Origin of the sequence: Alkalibacterium indicireducens, assembly GCF_039522005.1 — a bacterium.
Lineage (GTDB): Bacteria > Bacillota > Bacilli > Lactobacillales > Carnobacteriaceae_A > Alkalibacterium > Alkalibacterium indicireducens.
In genome coordinates, this window is sequence record NZ_BAAADA010000057.1 from 1 (window position 1) to 17,899 (window position 17,899).

General features: G+C 45.3%; 15 protein-coding genes. 11 read left to right on the plus strand and 4 right to left on the minus strand.

What is annotated here, in order from left to right:
* The first annotated feature begins 167 nt into the window (after positions 1-167).
* Together recQ and dsdA are read left to right on the plus strand one after the other, a co-directional pair.
* On the plus strand, positions 168-1,946 hold the full coding sequence (gene recQ, locus ABFX15_RS03875; RefSeq protein WP_346024187.1) for a DNA helicase RecQ: 1,779 nt from the start codon (positions 168-170) through the stop codon (positions 1,944-1,946).
* Positions 1,947-2,126: 180 nt separating this feature from the next.
* On the plus strand, positions 2,127-3,473 hold the full coding sequence (gene dsdA, locus ABFX15_RS03880) for a D-serine ammonia-lyase (RefSeq protein WP_346024188.1): 1,347 nt from the start codon (positions 2,127-2,129) through the stop codon (positions 3,471-3,473).
* A 221-nt stretch (positions 3,474-3,694) separates the two neighbouring features.
* Here the strand turns inward: dsdA and adhP are convergent, their stop codons facing one another.
* Positions 3,695-4,705, minus strand: coding sequence for an alcohol dehydrogenase AdhP (adhP, locus tag ABFX15_RS03885; RefSeq protein ID WP_346024189.1), 1,011 nt, complete (start codon positions 4,703-4,705; stop codon positions 3,695-3,697).
* A gap of 348 nt (positions 4,706-5,053) precedes the next feature.
* Here adhP and ABFX15_RS03890 point away from each other — a divergent pair, with 348 nt between their 5' ends.
* On the plus strand, positions 5,054-5,716 hold the full coding sequence (locus tag ABFX15_RS03890) for an undecaprenyl diphosphate synthase family protein (RefSeq protein WP_346024190.1): 663 nt from the start codon (positions 5,054-5,056) through the stop codon (positions 5,714-5,716).
* Between the two features lie 79 nt (positions 5,717-5,795).
* Entirely contained in the window at positions 5,796-6,368 is a 573-nt protein-coding gene (locus ABFX15_RS03895) for a guanylate kinase (protein ID WP_346024191.1), read from the plus strand.
* Positions 6,369-6,615: 247 nt separating this feature from the next.
* Here the strand turns inward: ABFX15_RS03895 and guaC are convergent, their stop codons facing one another.
* The gene (guaC, locus tag ABFX15_RS03900; RefSeq protein ID WP_346024192.1) at positions 6,616-7,647 is read right to left on the minus strand and encodes a GMP reductase; all 1,032 of its coding nucleotides are present in this window, start codon (positions 7,645-7,647) and stop codon (positions 6,616-6,618) included.
* 228 nt (positions 7,648-7,875) lie between these two features.
* Here guaC and ABFX15_RS03905 point away from each other — a divergent pair, with 228 nt between their 5' ends.
* Positions 7,876-8,568, plus strand: coding sequence for a phosphatase PAP2 family protein (locus ABFX15_RS03905; protein ID WP_346024193.1), 693 nt, complete (start codon positions 7,876-7,878; stop codon positions 8,566-8,568).
* Positions 8,569-8,641: 73 nt separating this feature from the next.
* Here the strand turns inward: ABFX15_RS03905 and ABFX15_RS03910 are convergent, their stop codons facing one another.
* Together ABFX15_RS03910 and ABFX15_RS03915 are read right to left on the minus strand one after the other, a co-directional pair.
* Positions 8,642-8,839: a hypothetical protein gene (locus ABFX15_RS03910; protein WP_091265521.1), complete on the minus strand. Its 198-nt coding sequence runs from the start codon at positions 8,837-8,839 to the stop codon at positions 8,642-8,644.
* A 62-nt stretch (positions 8,840-8,901) separates the two neighbouring features.
* Positions 8,902-10,044: an NAD(P)/FAD-dependent oxidoreductase gene (locus ABFX15_RS03915; RefSeq protein ID WP_346024194.1), complete on the minus strand. Its 1,143-nt coding sequence runs from the start codon at positions 10,042-10,044 to the stop codon at positions 8,902-8,904.
* An 832-nt stretch (positions 10,045-10,876) separates the two neighbouring features.
* Here ABFX15_RS03915 and trpX point away from each other — a divergent pair.
* From trpX to ABFX15_RS03945, 6 genes are all read left to right on the plus strand, one after another.
* Positions 10,877-11,932: a tryptophan ABC transporter substrate-binding protein gene (gene trpX / locus ABFX15_RS03920; RefSeq protein WP_346024195.1), complete on the plus strand. Its 1,056-nt coding sequence runs from the start codon at positions 10,877-10,879 to the stop codon at positions 11,930-11,932.
* A gap of 16 nt (positions 11,933-11,948) precedes the next feature.
* A complete protein-coding gene (locus tag ABFX15_RS03925) occupies positions 11,949-12,824 on the plus strand; it encodes an ABC transporter permease (protein WP_346024200.1) in 876 nt (291 codons plus the stop codon).
* A 3-nt stretch (positions 12,825-12,827) separates the two neighbouring features.
* Positions 12,828-13,607, plus strand: coding sequence for an ABC transporter ATP-binding protein (locus tag ABFX15_RS03930; RefSeq protein WP_346024196.1), 780 nt, complete (start codon positions 12,828-12,830; stop codon positions 13,605-13,607).
* Between the two features lie 53 nt (positions 13,608-13,660).
* Positions 13,661-14,827: a tryptophan synthase subunit beta gene (gene trpB / locus ABFX15_RS03935; RefSeq protein WP_346024197.1), complete on the plus strand. Its 1,167-nt coding sequence runs from the start codon at positions 13,661-13,663 to the stop codon at positions 14,825-14,827.
* A 130-nt stretch (positions 14,828-14,957) separates the two neighbouring features.
* Positions 14,958-16,406 (plus strand): amidase family protein, encoded by a 1,449-nt coding sequence (locus ABFX15_RS03940; protein ID WP_346024198.1) that lies wholly within the window; start codon positions 14,958-14,960, stop codon positions 16,404-16,406.
* Between the two features lie 133 nt (positions 16,407-16,539).
* Positions 16,540-17,787 (plus strand): metal-dependent hydrolase family protein, encoded by a 1,248-nt coding sequence (locus tag ABFX15_RS03945; RefSeq protein ID WP_346024199.1) that lies wholly within the window; start codon positions 16,540-16,542, stop codon positions 17,785-17,787.
* Positions 17,788-17,899: the final 112 nt, after the last annotated feature.

A 17,899-nucleotide genomic window follows, 5' to 3' on the forward strand; every position in this document is an offset into this window, starting at 1 on the left:
AGAAAGACAAAAACAATAAACTGCGTTTCAGATTTCTAGAATAAATTTCCGAGAATAACTTTACACATATAACACTTGATGAGACCTTTGAGGCCTGCTGTTATTATGTTAGAATAGATCAGTCTGTTTATGCACAGTGACACAACTGAATGGTTAGGAGCGATACAGTGAACACAATTAATCAAACACTCAAGCAATACTATGGCTATACCTCTTTCCGCCCCGGTCAGCAGGGAATCATTGAAGCGATCATGAGCGGCCGGGATGTCATGGGAATCATGCCGACTGGTGGAGGGAAATCACTATGCTACCAGATTCCTGCTGTCGAAATGGACGGCTTGACGCTCGTTATCTCTCCACTTATTTCTCTGATGAAAGACCAGGTGGATGGGCTGCTTTCAATGGGCATCCGGGCAGGATTTTTGACCAGCCAGCTCTCTCTTGATCAGCAGAACGAGATTATCAGACAGGCAATCAGAAGCGAGATCGATCTGCTTTATGTGTCTCCTGAACGACTGGAAAACGATTATTTTCTGAGCCGTCTGAGTCAGATGAACATCAATCTGATTGCTGTAGATGAAGCTCACTGTATTTCACAGTGGGGACATGATTTCCGTCCAAGTTATCAGGCGATTCCAAAAGTCCGGGCATACTGTTCGACGTATCCGCCTTTTGCTGCCTTTACTGCCACGGCAACTCAGAAAGTCAGAGAAGATATTGCGGAAAAACTGGAACTGGACGATCCTTACGCCTTCACAGCCAGTTTTGACCGACCAAACCTGACATTTTCCATTGTGCACCCCAAGAAAAAACAGCAGAAGCTGCTTGATCTGCTTAAAGATAAAGAATCCAGTGTAATTTACTGCAACACCAGAAAGAATGTAGAACGGGTCCATGCGTTTCTAAAGAAAAAGGGGTACGGTGTCGGGTATTATCATGCCGGACTGACTCCAGAAGAGCGAACCCGGTATCAGGAAGACTTTTTGTATGATAAGACCCCTATCATAGTTGCGACAAATGCCTTTGGAATGGGCATCGACAAAAGTAATGTGCGTCGCGTTATCCATTACAATATGCCGCTTGATATGGAAAGTTACTATCAGGAAGCCGGTCGTGCCGGACGAGATGGAGCACCTGCTGAAGCGGTCCTGTTCTATTCGAGTCAGGACATCATTACGAATAATCTACTGATTGAACAGGGGAATCACCCGCATGCAAAGAAGAATCTGAATACGATCATTTCTTATTGCAAAACGGGCCAGTGTCTCCGCAAGATCATTCTGGACTACTTTGATGAAACACCGCAGTTTGAGACATGTGACAACTGCTCGAACTGTAATGGAGAAACGGAACTTGTCGATGTGACCAAAGCCTGCCAGAAAATTTTGTCTTGCATCTACAGAATGAATCAGCAGTACGGGATGGGACTCGTGACGGATGTTTTGAGAGGGAAAGATAATGCGAGAATCAGAGCGCAGGGGTTCGATGACCTTTCGACTTACGGCATCATGAAAGAATCAGCTGATCAGGAAATCAAGGACATCATTGCGCTTATGGTGAGCGAGCAGTTTCTTCACGTGGGAGGGGACCAGTATCCGATCCTGAAATTCACGGAGAAGTCTGTGGATCTGCTACATGCCCGCAGCCAGCTGTTAATGACAAGACACCAGAAGGCTGAGCGAACCAATACCAAGCAAGCTGCTGTAGAAGAATACGATGAAACGCTATTCGAGCAACTTAGAGCGTTACGCAAAGACATTGCTGCGGAAATCGGGAAACCCCCGTTTGTTGTGTTTACAGATAAGGCATTGATGAGTATGGCGGCCGTATTCCCACAGACACCAGCAGATTTCCTTTCCGTTCATGGAGTGGGAGAGGCGAAGCTGGAAAAATACGGTGAGGACTTTCTGGAACTGATCACTGACTACTTGGCGAACAAATCCTGAAAACGGGCTACCGCATAATAAGCCCTTAAGCGTGACGATTTATTTACAGAATAGTAAAAGCCTTCTTATCTTATGATGAGAAGGCCGTCCTTAAGGTTTTTTCATCAGGTTGAATATGCTACAATAAACGAGCTTGAATGAATCAGAGAAGTTTTTTTATGAAAGGAAGCAGGAACAATTATGACAGATATAGAACAACTTATTGCATCAAACCCTTTACTGACTGACATCAGAAGCAGTGAAGAAATCTTTTGGAACAATTCAATGTATCTCCCTGTTGAAGAAGCAACGAAACAGACTAAGTACTCGGTGGCCGATATTGAGGATGCGGAGGCACGTCTGCAGAGATTTGCAGCTTTCATCCGTGTAGCTTTCCCGGAAACTGAAGCCACTGATGGGATAATAGAATCACCGGTGTCAGAAATTTCAGACATGAAGAACTACTTGAATGACACACTTGAAACGACTCTAGGCGGCAAATTGTTACTTAAACGTGATGATCTGCTGCCTATATCAGGAACGATCAAGGCACGTGGTGCGATTTATGAAGTGCTGAAGCATGCAGAAAATCTTGCGCTTGAAAAAGGAATGCTCGAAAGTACCGAAGAAGACTATGCTGTATTTGCAAGTGAAGCATTTAATGAATTTTTCTCCGCCTACCATATTGCTGTAGGAACAACAGGAAATCTGGGGATCAGCGTAGGGACGATGGCGCGTAAACTTGGATTTAACGTAACGGTCCATATGTCCGTAGAAGCCAAGCAGTGGAAGAAAGATTATTTAAGAGACAAAGGTGTCGAAGTTATCGAGCACGACACAGATTTCTCCAAAGCTGTAGAAAATGGTCGCGCTGAATCTGATGCGAATCCTAACAGCTATTTTGTAGATGACGAGCATTCAGTGGAGCTTTTCTTAGGTTACACAGTAGGCGGCTACCGAATGAAGAAACAGCTTGAGCGTGAGGGAATCACTGTTGATGCTGACCACCCGTTGTTCGTCTATCTGCCTTGTGGGATCGGCGGGTCTCCAGGTGGGATTACGTTTGGTCTGAAGCAGGCTTTCGGAGAACATGTGCATTGCTTCTTCGCAGAACCGACCAAAATGCCGAGCATGCTTGTCGGGTTGATGACTGAAAAATATGATGATGTATCCGTCTTTGACTTCCAGCTAGGTGGACTGACTATCGCCGATGGTCTGGCTGTTCCACGCACATCAGGTTTAGTTGCTAAACTGATGAGAACGTTCTTCAGTGGCGGGTACTCTGTGCAGGAAGGTGTGTTCAATGGGCTGCTTTCCAGTCTGTATGACACTGAATCGATTTTCCTCGAGCCGGCTGCAGTCGCTGGGCTGGTCGGGCCTTATCGTCTGATGACGACTGATAATGGCAAGGGCTACATCGAATCATCAGGTCTGTCTGATAAAATGGATCAGGCTACTCATGTTGCCTGGGCAACAGGCGGGTCAATGGTCCCTGAAAAAGACCGAGCTGCTTTTCTTGAAGAAAGCAAAGCGTATTCCATCAATTAAATGAATAAAGTAAAGACCCTCAGCTGTGTGCAACCCCAAAAGGTTAGATTTTTCGGTTCTAACTTTTAAAGGTCACTATAGCTGTGAGGGTCTTTTTTATACATAACAGGCAACTGATAATCTGATAGGTTCTTAATACCCATGGACAGCGATAATGCTGTGAAAAAAGTAAGGCTGTTCTGAATGTGTTGTCAGAACAGCCCTTTTGCATAAGTTTATAGTTACATATTCATATCAATGACCATCCGGCCTTTGAATTTACCTTCTATCATTTCATCGAAGATATCATTAATGTCTTCGATCGGGCGTTTTTCAACTTTGGGGACGACCAGTCCTTCAGCTGCAAAGTCAAATGCTTCACGCAGGTCTTCACGGGTACCGACTAAAGAGCCGACGACTTCTATTCCATCCAGTACCAGACGAGGGATGCTCAAGTCCATGGCTTCCGGTGGTAGTCCGACTGCGACGACAACACCACCTGCACGAACACAGTCAATGGCAGAGTTGAAGGCGGATTTTGCTACAGCTGTTACTATAGCTGCATGGGCTCCACCAATTTTTTCCTGCATAACTTGCTCAGCATTTTCTTTTGTCGGGTTGAGGATCAGATCTGCACCCACTTCTCTAGCAAAATCAAGCTGTGTGTCGTTGACATCGATCGCTACGACTTTAGCATTGAAGACATTTTTGGCATACTGCAGAGCAAGGTTGCCCAGACGACCCAGGCCGTAAATCGCAATCCACTGGCCCGGTTTGATTTTAGACTCTTTTATAGCCTTATAAGTTGTCACACCTGCACAGGTCACACTACTTGCAGCAGCAGGATCCAGGCCATCTGGAACTTTTACTGCATAGTCAGCGGTCACAATACAATGTTCGGCCATCGCGCCATCCACAGAATAACCGGCATTCTTTACTTCACGACATAACGTTTCACGTCCGTTTACACAGTATTCACAGTGGCCGCAGCCTTCGAAGAACCAGGCAATACTGACGCGGTCACCGACTTTTAAACTAGTGACATCATCTGCTACTTCTCTGACAACACCAATTCCTTCATGGCCGAGGGTAACGCCTGTCTTGTCACCAAAGTCTGCATTTTTAACGTGAAGATCGGTGTGGCACACACCACAAAATTCCACATCAACGAGTGCTTCTCCTGAACGAATCGCTCTGATATCCTTGTCTTTAACTTCAACTGTCTTGTCGCTCGTTACAACAGCTGCTTTCATATTTTTTCTTCCTTTCTTGTTAAATTCTTACTGTTATTATATATGAACTATATTGCTCAGTTAATCACAATATATGCTATTTATTTAAATTATAATTATAACAAAGCTTAATTAAATTGATAAAACATGAACAAATCAAAGCTTAAAGGGTCATTTTTATAGTGTAAGAAAGAAACTTTTCGATTACTGAAGAAGAATTCTTGATAATGTGTTTATACAGAACTTTTTTCAATGAAAACTGTTCTCTTAGTTGATGAATCCATCTAAAAAACGGTATGATAGTAGTAAGCATTTTATCCATTGATTCTGGAATGTTTGCAAAACAATTAGAGGGAGACTTTTAGATTAATGAAAAACTATAAACGTTTACCAAAACACATTGGCGTGATTCCAGACGGCAACAGGAGATGGGCCGTCCATAAAGGGTTAAAAAAACATGATGGGTATGATCATGGGATCGGACCTGGGCTCAAATTATACGAAGCCTGCCTTGAGCTCGGTGTAGAAGAAATGACCTATTATGGCTTTACTATGGATAATGTCAAGCGACCTTCGCTTCAGACAAAAGCGTTTCAGAAAGCATGTGTCGATTCAGTGAATGAACTGAAAAAACGTGACGCAGATTTACTCGTCATAGGAAATACGGATTCCAAAGTATTTCCTAAAGAACTGCTTCCTTATGCAATGAAGCGGACAAAATTCGGCGAAGGCAGAATGAAAGTTAATTTCCTCGTCAATTACGGTTGGAACTGGGATCTAAATTATGGACTGAAAAATGGAGAAGCTTCTAGTGATAATAATGTCATCGACCATATAGCATCTAAAGATATTTCCCGTATGGACATGGTCCTGAGATGGGGCGGACGAAGACGCTTGAGCGGTTTTCTGCCGATCCAGTCTATTTACTCTGATATCTATGTCATTGATGAATACTGGCCGAACTATAAAGTTGAGCATCTGCATGAAGCACTGGAATGGTATCAGGAGACTGATGTCACGCTAGGCGGATAACTATAGATATAACCAGTGAAGAGAGTAAGCAGACCGATTCGGTCTATTCTCTTTTCATAAAGAGGAGACTGAGCATATAATGACGAACGATAATCGGATCATCGTCCTGGTTGGACCAAGTGGGAGCGGAAAAACGACAGTGGGAGAACTTTTGACAAAGAAAGGGATACCGAAACTGGTGACGACGACAACCCGTCAGCCTCGCGAAGGAGAGATAGATGGAGTTGATTACTATTTCAGAAAAGTTGAGGAGCTGGACTCGGATGATTTTATTGAACAGACTGTCTATAATCAGACACTTTACGGTCTGACAAAGAAGGAAGTGACTGAAGCGCTGAAAAATAAGCGAGTCGTCCACGTTTCTCTGGATAAAAATGGAGCGCGTGCCATGAAAGAGACTTTTCCAAAAGAAACTGTCGTAGTCTTTATATATGTTTCAACTGAAGAGATGAAAAAGAGAATGAGAAATCGTGGAGACAGTGAACAGAAAATTTGTGAACGTCTATCTTTCAGCAGACAGACAGATGAACTGAAACCAGTAGAAGAAGCAGATCTGATTATTGAAAACAAGTCTGTTGAGGATACTGTTGATAAGATCCTGAGTCTGATTAGCAAGAAATCAGACCAGCCTATGACTGAAAACGAGGACTAGCCTATGGAAGTCGATCCAAAAACGATTGTATGGTATCCCCTTTTTACCTTGCTGATTTATCTGATTTTGAGCTTGTTGTTCGACCTTCCGTTCTGGACACTATTTCTCGCCTTATTTCTCGTTTTTCTTTATATTTTAGTGATTATAATAATTGAAATAAAAAAGTAGGAAAACAAAGCCCCACAAGCTGACTGTCTCTCAATCAACTTATGGGGCTCATTCTATTCAGATTAGTCTGTCATTCTGTTCAGGAAGTGAAATTGCTCGATGCGAAGCTGTCCGGCACATCAATTCCGCTTGCGTTATAGTTTTCACCATTCATGATGGAATTTTTAACAATAACATAATCGACTTTACGAAGCGACTCAATGTCATTCCCTCCAGCGTAAGAGATGGAAGACTGCAGATCCTGTTTCATTTCAAGGAGTGTATCAGCGATATCTCCTTTGTATTCTGTCAGCATCTTTTTCCCTTCGACGTTTTTACGCTCGCCTTTCTGGTGAGAAGAGGCGCTGCCGAAGTATTCTTTATACGGTCTGCCATCGATCGTCACCATTTTTCCTGGAGACTGATCGTGTCCTGCGAACAGGGAACCGATCATGACCATAGTTGCACCGAAACGAATGGATTTTGCGATGTCTCCATGAGTACGGATACCGCCATCGGCAATCAGTGGCTTACGGGCTGCTTTGGAACAATGAGAAAGAGCAGCAAGCTGCCATCCACCGGTTCCGAAACCAGTTTTCAGTTTAGTTGTGCAGACTTTACCCGGACCAATACCGACTTTGGTTGCATCTGCACCGGCGTTTTCAAGTTCACGTACGGCTTCTGGTGTGCCGACATTACCGGCAATCAGAAACGTCTCTGGAAGATGGCGCTTCACGTGGCGGATCATATCGATGACCAGATCAGAATGACCGTGGGCCACATCGATTGTGATGTAGTCGGGTGCAAGATTTTCTTCAGCTAGTTCTTTTACAAAATCATATTCATCTGTTTTGACGCCTAGACTGATAGAAGCATACAGACCGCGTTCATGCATAGTACGGATGAAGTTCATACGTGTTTCTTCTTCAAACCGGTGCATGACATAGAAATAATTATTTTCTGCGAGCCAGATGGACAGTTCTTCGTCCACTACTGTCTGCATATTTGCAGGAACTACAGGCATGGCAAAGGTGTGCTTGCCTAATGTAATGGATGTGTCACATTCTGAACGACTTCTGACGATCGATTTCGCCGGAATAAGTTGTATATCTTCATAATCAAAAACTTTCATGGTGTACTCCTCTTTTTTGCCGTCTTGAAAGACAGATAGTAGGGAGAAAAACATGGGTTGAAATTGAGTTTCCCTAAACTACTTTACCGGAAGACAGACTTCATGTCAAAGCCACTTTGCATTTAGATATGTCTGAATTTCGAACACGAGTGTAACGGTTGAAAGTCAGATGTATACACGGTAAACTGGTAAATTGAAAACATAAATAGGTTGCGAAAGGATAGAATAATGGAAGAAGCAAAAGAATATATAGTTAATAAATTCGGCAAGCCAAAAAATCTGTTTATCCTGGCCATGGTGCTCAGCATTCCATTTCTCTTTTTAGTCTGGATGAGTTTTTATGACTGGGGATTCATCGGTCTACTGGATGAAGTGATAGGGAACGAGTTTCATGAAGAGAGACGAGCTCTTCTGACATGGGGATTCATCTTTGTCACACGTCTGGGTGATGTCTGGTTCGTGGGACTGTTTACGATCCTTTTTTCTCTCTATATCTGGCGTTTCAGAAAAAACACGCGACTGGCGGTCTGGTATTTTCTGACAGTCAGTGTCGGAGCCGGAGGTGTGAACCAGCTGGTCAAGTTTTTCTTCAGACGACCACGACCAACACACGTTGAGCATCTGATTGTTCAGGGCGGCTACTCATTTCCAAGTGGGCATGCCATGGGTTCGATCATTACTTATGGTGCGCTCCTGTTTCTGATTATTCGGGCCAGTAAAAGCTGGAAACCCGTTATCATCGCTTCGTTGACACTTATCCCACTGATTGGTCTGATCGGCATCAGCCGAGTGTATCTGGGTGTGCATTATCCGTCAGACATCATTGGCGGCTACTCACTGGGGCTTGCGGTTCTCTCGCTGAGTATCGGACTTTACAGTGCCTCGCTTCAGAATAAAGGGTACAAGAAAGGTGAACGGTAAATAAATTAATCCCCCTTGCGAAGGACCTATGTCCTGCTGCAAGGGGGATTCTTTTATCTACAGTGCATTTAATTTATATGATACCAATAATCATCGCGATCGCTCCGAAAGCAATGGCTGTCCAGTTCAACCCTTTTTCATTACTGGCAAGACCGACAGTTCCTAAAATGATTGCTGCTAATCCTAGAGGGATATTCCAGATGAAAAATCCGATCAGGGCTATCGCCATGGCGGCCCATCCGATGATTTTGCCTACTTTATCTGATTTCATGATTCTCTCTCCTTGTCTACCTGTCTCACTCTTACTTTAAAAGTATACCTTACTTACTGGAGTCAGACAATTAAGTCAGCTCTTTTTTTGACATAGTCAGCGATTGGATAATCTTCAACGGGAAGCAGAGGCGAGAGCTGTCTAACAAGATCCGCCAGACATTTTCCGACTAAAGGACCTGCCGTCAAGCCTGTCGATCCGAGACCGCTGGCTGCATACACGTTTGAAAGATCGGGAACTTCTCCGAAAAATGGAGCAAAGTCAGAGGTATAGGCTCTAGTCCCAGCCCTGTAAGCTGTAATGGAAGCCTGATGCAGTTCTGTCGAAAAGAAAGCAGCGGCATCATCGATCAGTGTGCTGACTAGTTCTTCGTCGATCGTCAGATTGAATCCTTTGTCATTCTCATGCGTCGCGCCTATCACTACTTTCCCGTCTTCAAATGGAATAATGTCCGCTTCGCCTTCAGGCATGATGACCGGCCAGTTTTCAGTATGATGATCTGCCAGCTGGACTTCCGCCAGCTGACCTTTCTGTGGCCTGATATCAACGTTATAGCCTGCAGGATCGAGCAGATCCGGGAGCCAGGCTGCAGCGGAGAGAACGACAGAATCAAAAATGCCTTCAGAGTGGTCGGTCAGGACTGAATAGCCCTGATCTGCTCGCTTGAATCGGGCTTTTTTCTTGATCACTGCAGCCCCATTCTCAACCGCTCGTGATAAAAGCAGCTCAACTAACCGGCCACCGTCAACGCGTGCCCCTCCGGAAGCCCAGAGTGCTGAATTTTCCCCTTGATAGAGTGGGATTTTCTCTCTTATTTCATCGGCAGTTAAAATAGCGAGCTCACCTATTTCCGGTGCGTCGAGGCGTCGTTTTTCTCCTATTTCAAGCATTTCAGTCAGATACTCGGGCTTCTTTTTAAACAGAAGGGTGCCGACTTTCTTGTAAACTGAAGAGGGAATTTCCTTTCCTTGCATGACTTCAGAAAGAAAGTCGGGGTAGAAAGCAGCGCCTTCTTTGACCATGACATACCATTTTTTGTTTCGACGTCTGGAAAGCCATGGGCTGATTATTCCTGCAGCAGCTGATGTTCCCTGTCCCGTTCCTTCGTCATATATCGTCAAATCGATAGAAGGATCTTTGCTCAATTCATAAGCGGCAGAAGAACCGACGACTCCTGCTCCAATTATAGCAACGCGTTTACTCATAATGTGTCAAACCTTTCTTTTGCTCTCTTTCCAAGTTTAACATGTCTGGTAAAAAAGAAAACAGGAAGGAATAAAAATAAAGGTTGTCTGAAATAACTTGATAAGTAGGAAATGTTCAGTATATATTGTTTGCATAAATTTATTAAAACGGTTTTATTAGATATTATATTATGCATAAGTAAAAGTAGAGGAAATAACAGGAGGATAAGCAGTGGACAGACAGCTTTGAAGAAGGTTTCTTTACCGACTAAGTTGAAACAGGCCGGACAGCAGGAAAAAGAAAGAGATTGATTTACATACAGTAGAATCCCCTTCTGGCCACCAGTGATTTAAAAAATTTGAAATCAGTTTAAATTTCTCAAAAAAGATGTTGACGGATCCATTTCATAGGTGTAGTATGAGAATCACATTAAAAAACAGACGAAAGGAAGGTCAGTATGCTTACACGATCTGCTCAATCCAGACAACTGAATATGGCTTGGAACAGCTGGCGCAGATCGTTGTATAGATGAAGACTTTCTTTCATAGATACAACGTTTAGAACAAATCTAAATTTTGTATCTATGCCGGCTCACTTTGACGAGGATTTTTTTACACCGCATAGATGATAAGTTATCTATGTGGTTTTTGTTTATTTTAAGGCAATTTCCACGATTCGATTCAATTCGTGGAAATTGCCTTTTTTTGTACCACTAGGAATGGATGGGAAAAAATCTTCAGTCAAATGAGTCTTAATTAAAGGAGTGGATGCAGATGGAATCTGACTGGGACTGGCGAAATAAAAAACTGACTGACAAACTGATGAATCTAATTAAGAGAGGACCAATCAATCATGAAAAGAAAAGGTATGATCATCACTTTAGGAGCTATTCTAGTTTTACTTATCGGAGTCTTTGTTGCCTCGCTGACTAGTGCAGATAACGACACGGCTACATATAGCGGGAGCGATAATGGAAGCGAACAAGCAGGTATTGAGAACGAAGAACTGAGAACAGTAAGGATTGGTATTCTACAGACCACCAGCCATCCCTCACTGGACGAAATTACGGCGGGGGCAATCGAAGGGCTGGCTGAACATGGCTATGTGGAAGGAGAGAACGCAGAGATCGACTTTCAGAATGCTCAAGGGGATCAGAACCTGATGAACACGATGGCGCAAGCTCTTGTTGAAGACGGGGCAGACCTGCTGATCGGTATCGGGACACCGGCCAGTCAGGCGTTTGCCAATGCAACCAGTGAGATTCCAATCATCATGGGCGCCGTGTCCGATCCAATCGGTGCCGGTCTGGTGGAGTCGGAAGACGAGCCGGGAACGAATGTCACAGGTGTGAAGAATCAAGCCCCGGTCGAAGCTCAGCTGGAGCTGATGAATGCCGTTCTTCCGGAAGTCTCAACGATCGGGCTGTTATACAGTTCAGGTGAGGACAATTCCAGGGCTGAAGCAAAACGGGCAACAGAAGTGATTGAATCTATGGGTCTTGAACCGGTCACTTATACGGTATCAAGTACGAATAATATTCAGCAGATGGTTGCATCCATGTCTCAGGAAGTCGATGTGATCTATCTTCCGACTGACAATACGATAGCGAGTGCATTCGACACCGTGGTCAGTGAAGCGGACCGTTACGACATGCCGCTGATTCCGACAGTCGATCTGATGATCGCTCAAGGTGGGCTGGCCACAGTTGGAATCAATCAGACGCAGATGGGGATCGAATCAGGTCGGATGGCTGCAGAAGTACTGAACGGACAAGACCCGAGTACGTTCCCTATTTTTATCCTGAGTGAAGGAGATATTCTGGTCAACCAGAAGAAAGCGGAACGTCTGAACGTCACCATTCCAGAATCTATTCTGGAGGATGCCGTCATCATCGAAACTAGGGAATAAGAGAGGGAATCAGTTTATGGTCATATCAGCAATTGCACAGGGGCTGCTTTGGGCAGTACTCGGCATCGGCATTTTCACAACTTATCGGATTCTGAATTTTCCGGATCTGACAGCAGAAGGCTCGTTTCCTTTAGGAGCTGCGGTCGCCGTTACAGCTATTGTCAATGGACTGCCTCCCGTATTCGCTATGGTGCTGGCAGTTCTAGCCGGGATGAGCGCGGGTCTGGTAACGGGTCTCCTGTATACGAAAGGAAAAGTCCCAGTTATTCTAGCCGGTATTCTAGTTATGACGGCACTGCATTCCGTGATGCTGTATGTGATGCAGCGTCCGAACCTGAGTCTTTTAAATCATCCAAGAATATTTAACAGCCTAGCCTTTTTACCCAATTATTTCGACGCAGTAGTGGTCGGTCTAGTGGTAGTCAGTCTGGTGATTGGTCTGCTGCTTTTTTTCTTCTACACCAGCTTGGGTCAGGCCTATATTGCGACAGGAGACAATGAAGCAATGGCTCGATCGTTCGGCATTCAGACAGACCGCATGAAAATTATAGGGCTCGTCTTTTCCAACGGAATCAATGCGCTGGCAGGCTCTCTCATTGCTCAGAATAATGGCTATGCGGATGTTAATGGAGGAACGGGTGTCATCGTCATTGGGCTGGCTTCACTGATTATTGGGGAAGTGGCCTTCAAGGACGTGACTCTGGGCGAACGACTGATTTCCATCGTCATCGGAAGCATTCTGTATCAGCTGCTTCTTCTCGGTGTAATCAGACTCGGCTTCGATACGACTTATATCAGATTATTCAGCGCATCCATACTAGCTGTCTGCCTGATGATCCCACAAATTAGGCAGGCGCTTAAACTGGATACACTGATCAGGAAGGAGGGGTAAGCCATGACAACACTACTGACTTTAGAGCAAGCAACTAAAACGATCCAGAATCAATCCGATAAGAATACGACGATTCTGGATCATATAGATCTGACCATCAGAAAAAGAGAGTTTGTTACAGTCCTTGGAGGGAATGGCGCAGGGAAATCGACTTTGTTCAACAGCATCACCGGCACGATCGAACTGACCAGCGGCAAGCTTTACATTAAAGATAAGGAAGTAACCAGACTACCTGAAGAAAAAAGAGCACGTCATATCGCCCGGGTCTTTCAGGATCCTAAAATGGGGACTGCCCCACGAATGACGGTAGCGGAAAACCTGCTGCTCGCTCTGAAACGAGGGGAGAAGCGGTATCTGCTGCCGAGAAAATTGAAGGCTCAAAGAGACTCATTCCAAAACCTGTGTGCCTCAGTTGGAAATGGACTTGAAAAACATCTAGATACACCTACGGGGCATTTATCCGGTGGGCAGAGACAGTCATTGAGTCTGCTTATGGCTACATTGACAAGGCCAGAGCTCCTGCTTCTGGATGAACATACTGCTGCACTGGATCCTAAAACGGCAAAGCGCTTGATGGAGCTGACACAAGAAGTTATCGAAACTCATCAGCTCACCTGTCTGATGATCACGCACCGGATGGAAGATGCCTTGAAGTACGGCAATCGGCTGATCGTTCTCGAAAATGGAAGAATCAAACTGGATCTGAATGCTAGAGAAAAAGCACAAATGACGCTGGAAGATCTGTTTGCTCTGTTTGAAGAAGAAAAAGCCCAGCTTATTTAACTGTAATAGATTTTCTGATGGGAAAAGTAAATGAACAGGAGAGTGCAAGGATAATGGAGACAGCAAAAGGATTTTTTGGAACATTTGGCGGCAGTTTCGTCCCTGAAAACCTTCAGGCAGCTTTGGATAAGATTGAGGCTGCTTTTGACGAGGCTAGAGAAGATGACGCGTTCAAGAAAGAATATCAGTCGATTCTAAAAGAATATGTCGGCAGAGAGAATCCCCTGACCTACGCCGAACGGTTGTCAGAACGTTTCGGCGGTCCGAAAATCTATCTTAAAAGAGAAGACCTGAATCATACAGGAGCGCACAAGATAAACAATGTGGTGGGACAAATTCTTCTGGCCAAACGAATGGGTGCGCATCGCATCATTGCAGAGACAGGAGCGGGACAGCATGGGGTAGCGACTGCGACGGCCTGCGCGATGTTTGGTATGGACTGTACGATCTATATGGGTAAACTGGACACCGAGCGCCAGGCACTCAATGTATTCAGGATGGAGCTGCTCGGAGCAGAAGTGGTTCCTGTCGAGCAAGGACAAGGGCGGTTGAAGGATGCCGTTGATGTCGCTCTAGGAGATCTGATCGAGAATTATGATCACACATTTTATCTCCTCGGTTCAGCCGTCGGACCGCATCCCTATCCGTCCATCGTCAAGTATTTCCAGTCAGTGATCAGCGAGGAATCGAAGAAGCAGATTCTTGAAAAAGAAGGCAGGCTGCCTGCAGCGGTTGTTGCAGTGGCCGGTGGAGGCAGCAATGCGATTGGCTCCTTTGCTCACTATATTGAAGATACTGATGTGCGTCTGATCGGGGCGGAGCCTGAAGAAGCAGCGACGATGAGCAAGGGAAAAGCGGCGAATCTGCACGGATTCAGAACCCTTGTCCTACAAGATGAAAACGGCAACCCGGCACCGACCTATTCAATTGCTGCCGGTCTGGACTATCCGGGAATCGGGCCTGAACATAGTCATCTTAAAGACAGTGGACGTGCTGAATACTATACAGTATCAAAAAAAGAGGTCATGTCTGCCTTCAAGACCCTGTCCGAAACTGAAGGAATCATCCCGGCGCTAGAAAGTGCCCATGCTGTCGCCTTAGTAAAAAAACTGGCGGATGAATTTTCTCCTGAAGAGCCTGTGATCATCACTATTTCTGGTCGTGGAGACAAAGATGTGGCCTATGTCCGGGAGCTGCTTGACTCGGGTGATTTTGACTAGCACAACTTGATGACTGAACGGAACTGAAAGAGGAAGGGGCCTTCGCTGAACAATGTTAAAGGCTCTTTCCTCATTTTGTGTATAATAAAATGAGGAACTAAATACTTAGATAGAACAGGGGAGACAACTAATGGGATTTAACAGTAAAGACTATCTTTCGGGGCAGATAGACAAGCAACATATTCGTACGAAGAAGAGTCGGTACAAATTGGAGCTGGACCATGAAGAGTATCATCTGAGCGATGAACTGAGACGGGAGATTCTATCGAGCGATATACAGACACTTCAGAATTTAGTCAGAGAAGGCAGAACTACATACGCCGAAATTGCGATGTGCTTCTGGAATGAGACAGTCAGACAGAAAAGGTACAATGCGGTCATCTCTTTGAATGAGACAATCGTTCAGGAGGCTGAAGAACTGGTCTTTGATGACGAGCATGAATTGCTTTATGGTATGCCGGTCCTCGTTAAAGATAATGTTAGTGTGAAGGGGATGCCTGTTACAGCGGGGGCTGCTGTTCTTAGAGATTATATAGCTGAGGAAGATGCAGAACTTATCCAGCTCCTTAAAGAAAAGGGGGCACTGATTCTGGGGAAAACAAACTTGACCGAATGGGCAAATTTTATGTCTACTGACAGTTCCAATGGATATTCTGCAGTAGGTGGACAGACGATGCATCCATTGGGACAGTTTGATGTTGGAGGATCGAGTGCAGGAAGTGCCGCTGCTGCAGCCTTGAGCCTGTCTCCGGTTACCGTCGGGTCGGAAACGGCCGGGTCTATCATCTATCCAGCCAGTCAGAATGGTGTGGTCGGACTTAAACCGACACTTGGTCTGGTCTCTCAGGACGGTGTTATCCCCATTTCAAAAACGCATGATACTGCGGGACCGATCGCGAAAACTGTCAAGGATACGTATCTGCTTTTCAAGGGAATGGCGTCAGCAGTTTCAGAAGAAGCAGAGTGGTCTGAAGCAGGATTTAAAGGTGTGAAAACAGGTATCCTGGAAAACGAATCGATCAAGTCCCTCTATAGAGAAGAAGACGAAGAAATCATAGAAGATGTTCGGCAGAAGCTGAAAGAAGCCGGAGCGATCCCATCTGAGTATTCTTTAGATGAAAAGGCACTTGAAGTAGACTATGTTCCGGTTCTGAAGTATGAATTCAATACAGGGATCAAGTCTTTTTTCAATCAGAGTCGGACCCATCCACTGACTCTCGAGACAATTAGAGCGTTCAATGAAGAAGAAGGGGAAGATCAGACGGCACCTTTCAATCAGGAGCTGCTGATTCAGTCAGCCGGTGTTGAAGAGACTGCTGAAGACATCACTCAGATCATCACAACCAATCAGATGGTTACACGACAGGCACTGAAAAAAGCCTTTGACTCCGTAGATGTTCTTCTGACTTTAAGTAATTATGCCACTGCTGTCTATTCCGCATCCGGTTATCCAGCAGTCACCGTTCCTGGATATGTTCGCGCAACCGGTGAGCCTATTGGCATAACCCTTATCGGCCAGGACGGAGAGGATGTCCGGTTAATGGAACTGGCCTATGCTTTGGAGCAGATTATTCAGTAAAGGTTCAAGCAAATCAGAGCATTATATGAGAGTTTATAAATTAGAATAAAGCCATTTATTTTTAATCCTATTATAGTAAAGCGGTTGGACTTCGTATACAATAGAAGATACATTAATTAATAGGGGAGATAATATGGGGAAAACAGCTATAAAAAATGGACGTCTAATTGACGGACTAGGGGGACAGCCGGTCAGCGATGGGCTGGTCGTATTCGAAGGAAACACCTTGCTATACGCAGGAGAAGCGGAAGGATACACCTTGACTGGAGATGAAACGATAGTCGATGCCGGAGGAGGAACCATCCTCCCAGGACTTATCGATGCCCATGTGCATGTCATGATGGAGTTTGAAGGAGTTCAGAAACGACTGGAGACTCCTTTTTCCTACAGATTTTATCAGGCTGCCCAGTATATGAGGAAAACACTGTATGCCGGGATCACATCTGTCAGAGATGCATTAGGGGCGGATTTAGGTGTGAAGAAAGCTGTGGAAGAGGGACTGATAGCCGGTCCGCGTCTGCAGCTGAGCATCAATGCACTGACGATTACTGGCGGACACGGCGATGGTTATACCACTTCAGGCCAGACGGTTGAATTGCTTCAGGCCAATTATCCGGGGATGCCTGACGGGCGGGCAGACGGGGTGGAAGAAGTCCGGAAGAAAGTCCGTGAAATGCTTCGTGCCGGAGCTGAGGTCATTAAAGTCCATGCGACGGGTGGCGTACTCAGCCCGACCGACCATCCGGAGTTTACCCAGTTTTCTCTGGAAGAACTGAAAGTCATTGTGGAAGAAGCGCGTTTCAGAAAAGGTGTGCGAGTCATGGCCCACGCTCAGGGAGCTGAAGGAATCAAACAGGCCGTCCGGGCAGGCATCCATTCAATTGAACACGGCATCTTTCTCGATGACGAAGCTATTGATCTGATGAAAGAAAACGGAACATTCCTGGTGCCGACCTTGCTGGCGCCAGTATCGGTTCTGGAACTTGCTGAAGAATCCGGAATGCCTGATTCAGCTGTCGAGAAGTCCAAGGAAGTCATTGAGATCCACAAGGAAAGTGTCGCTAAAGCTCATAAAGCAGGAGTTAAAATAGCTATGGGTACTGATGCTGGAGTCATGCCTCACGGACTCAATTTAAGGGAACTGGAACTCATGACCGATGTGGGGATGACACCGATGGAAGCAATCGTGGCTACCACAAAAACGGCAGCTGAGTGTTTAGGATGGGAAGACAAAGTCGGCACCCTTGAGAAAGGAAAACTGGCCGATATTGTCATCGTTAAAGGCAATCCCATCGAAGACATTGCGAGCCTGGCGGACACCGATACCATTCAATATGTCGTCAAGGACGGAAAGGTCGAAAAGGACACCTTAACTAAATAAGATGATTTGAAAACAGCCGACTGTGTCGGCTGTTTTTTCGTTCGTGCGCCCGGCATGGGCGACAACTTGGTGGTGAAAGTCCACTACAGACTTGGCAGTAGGAACTGTTAGC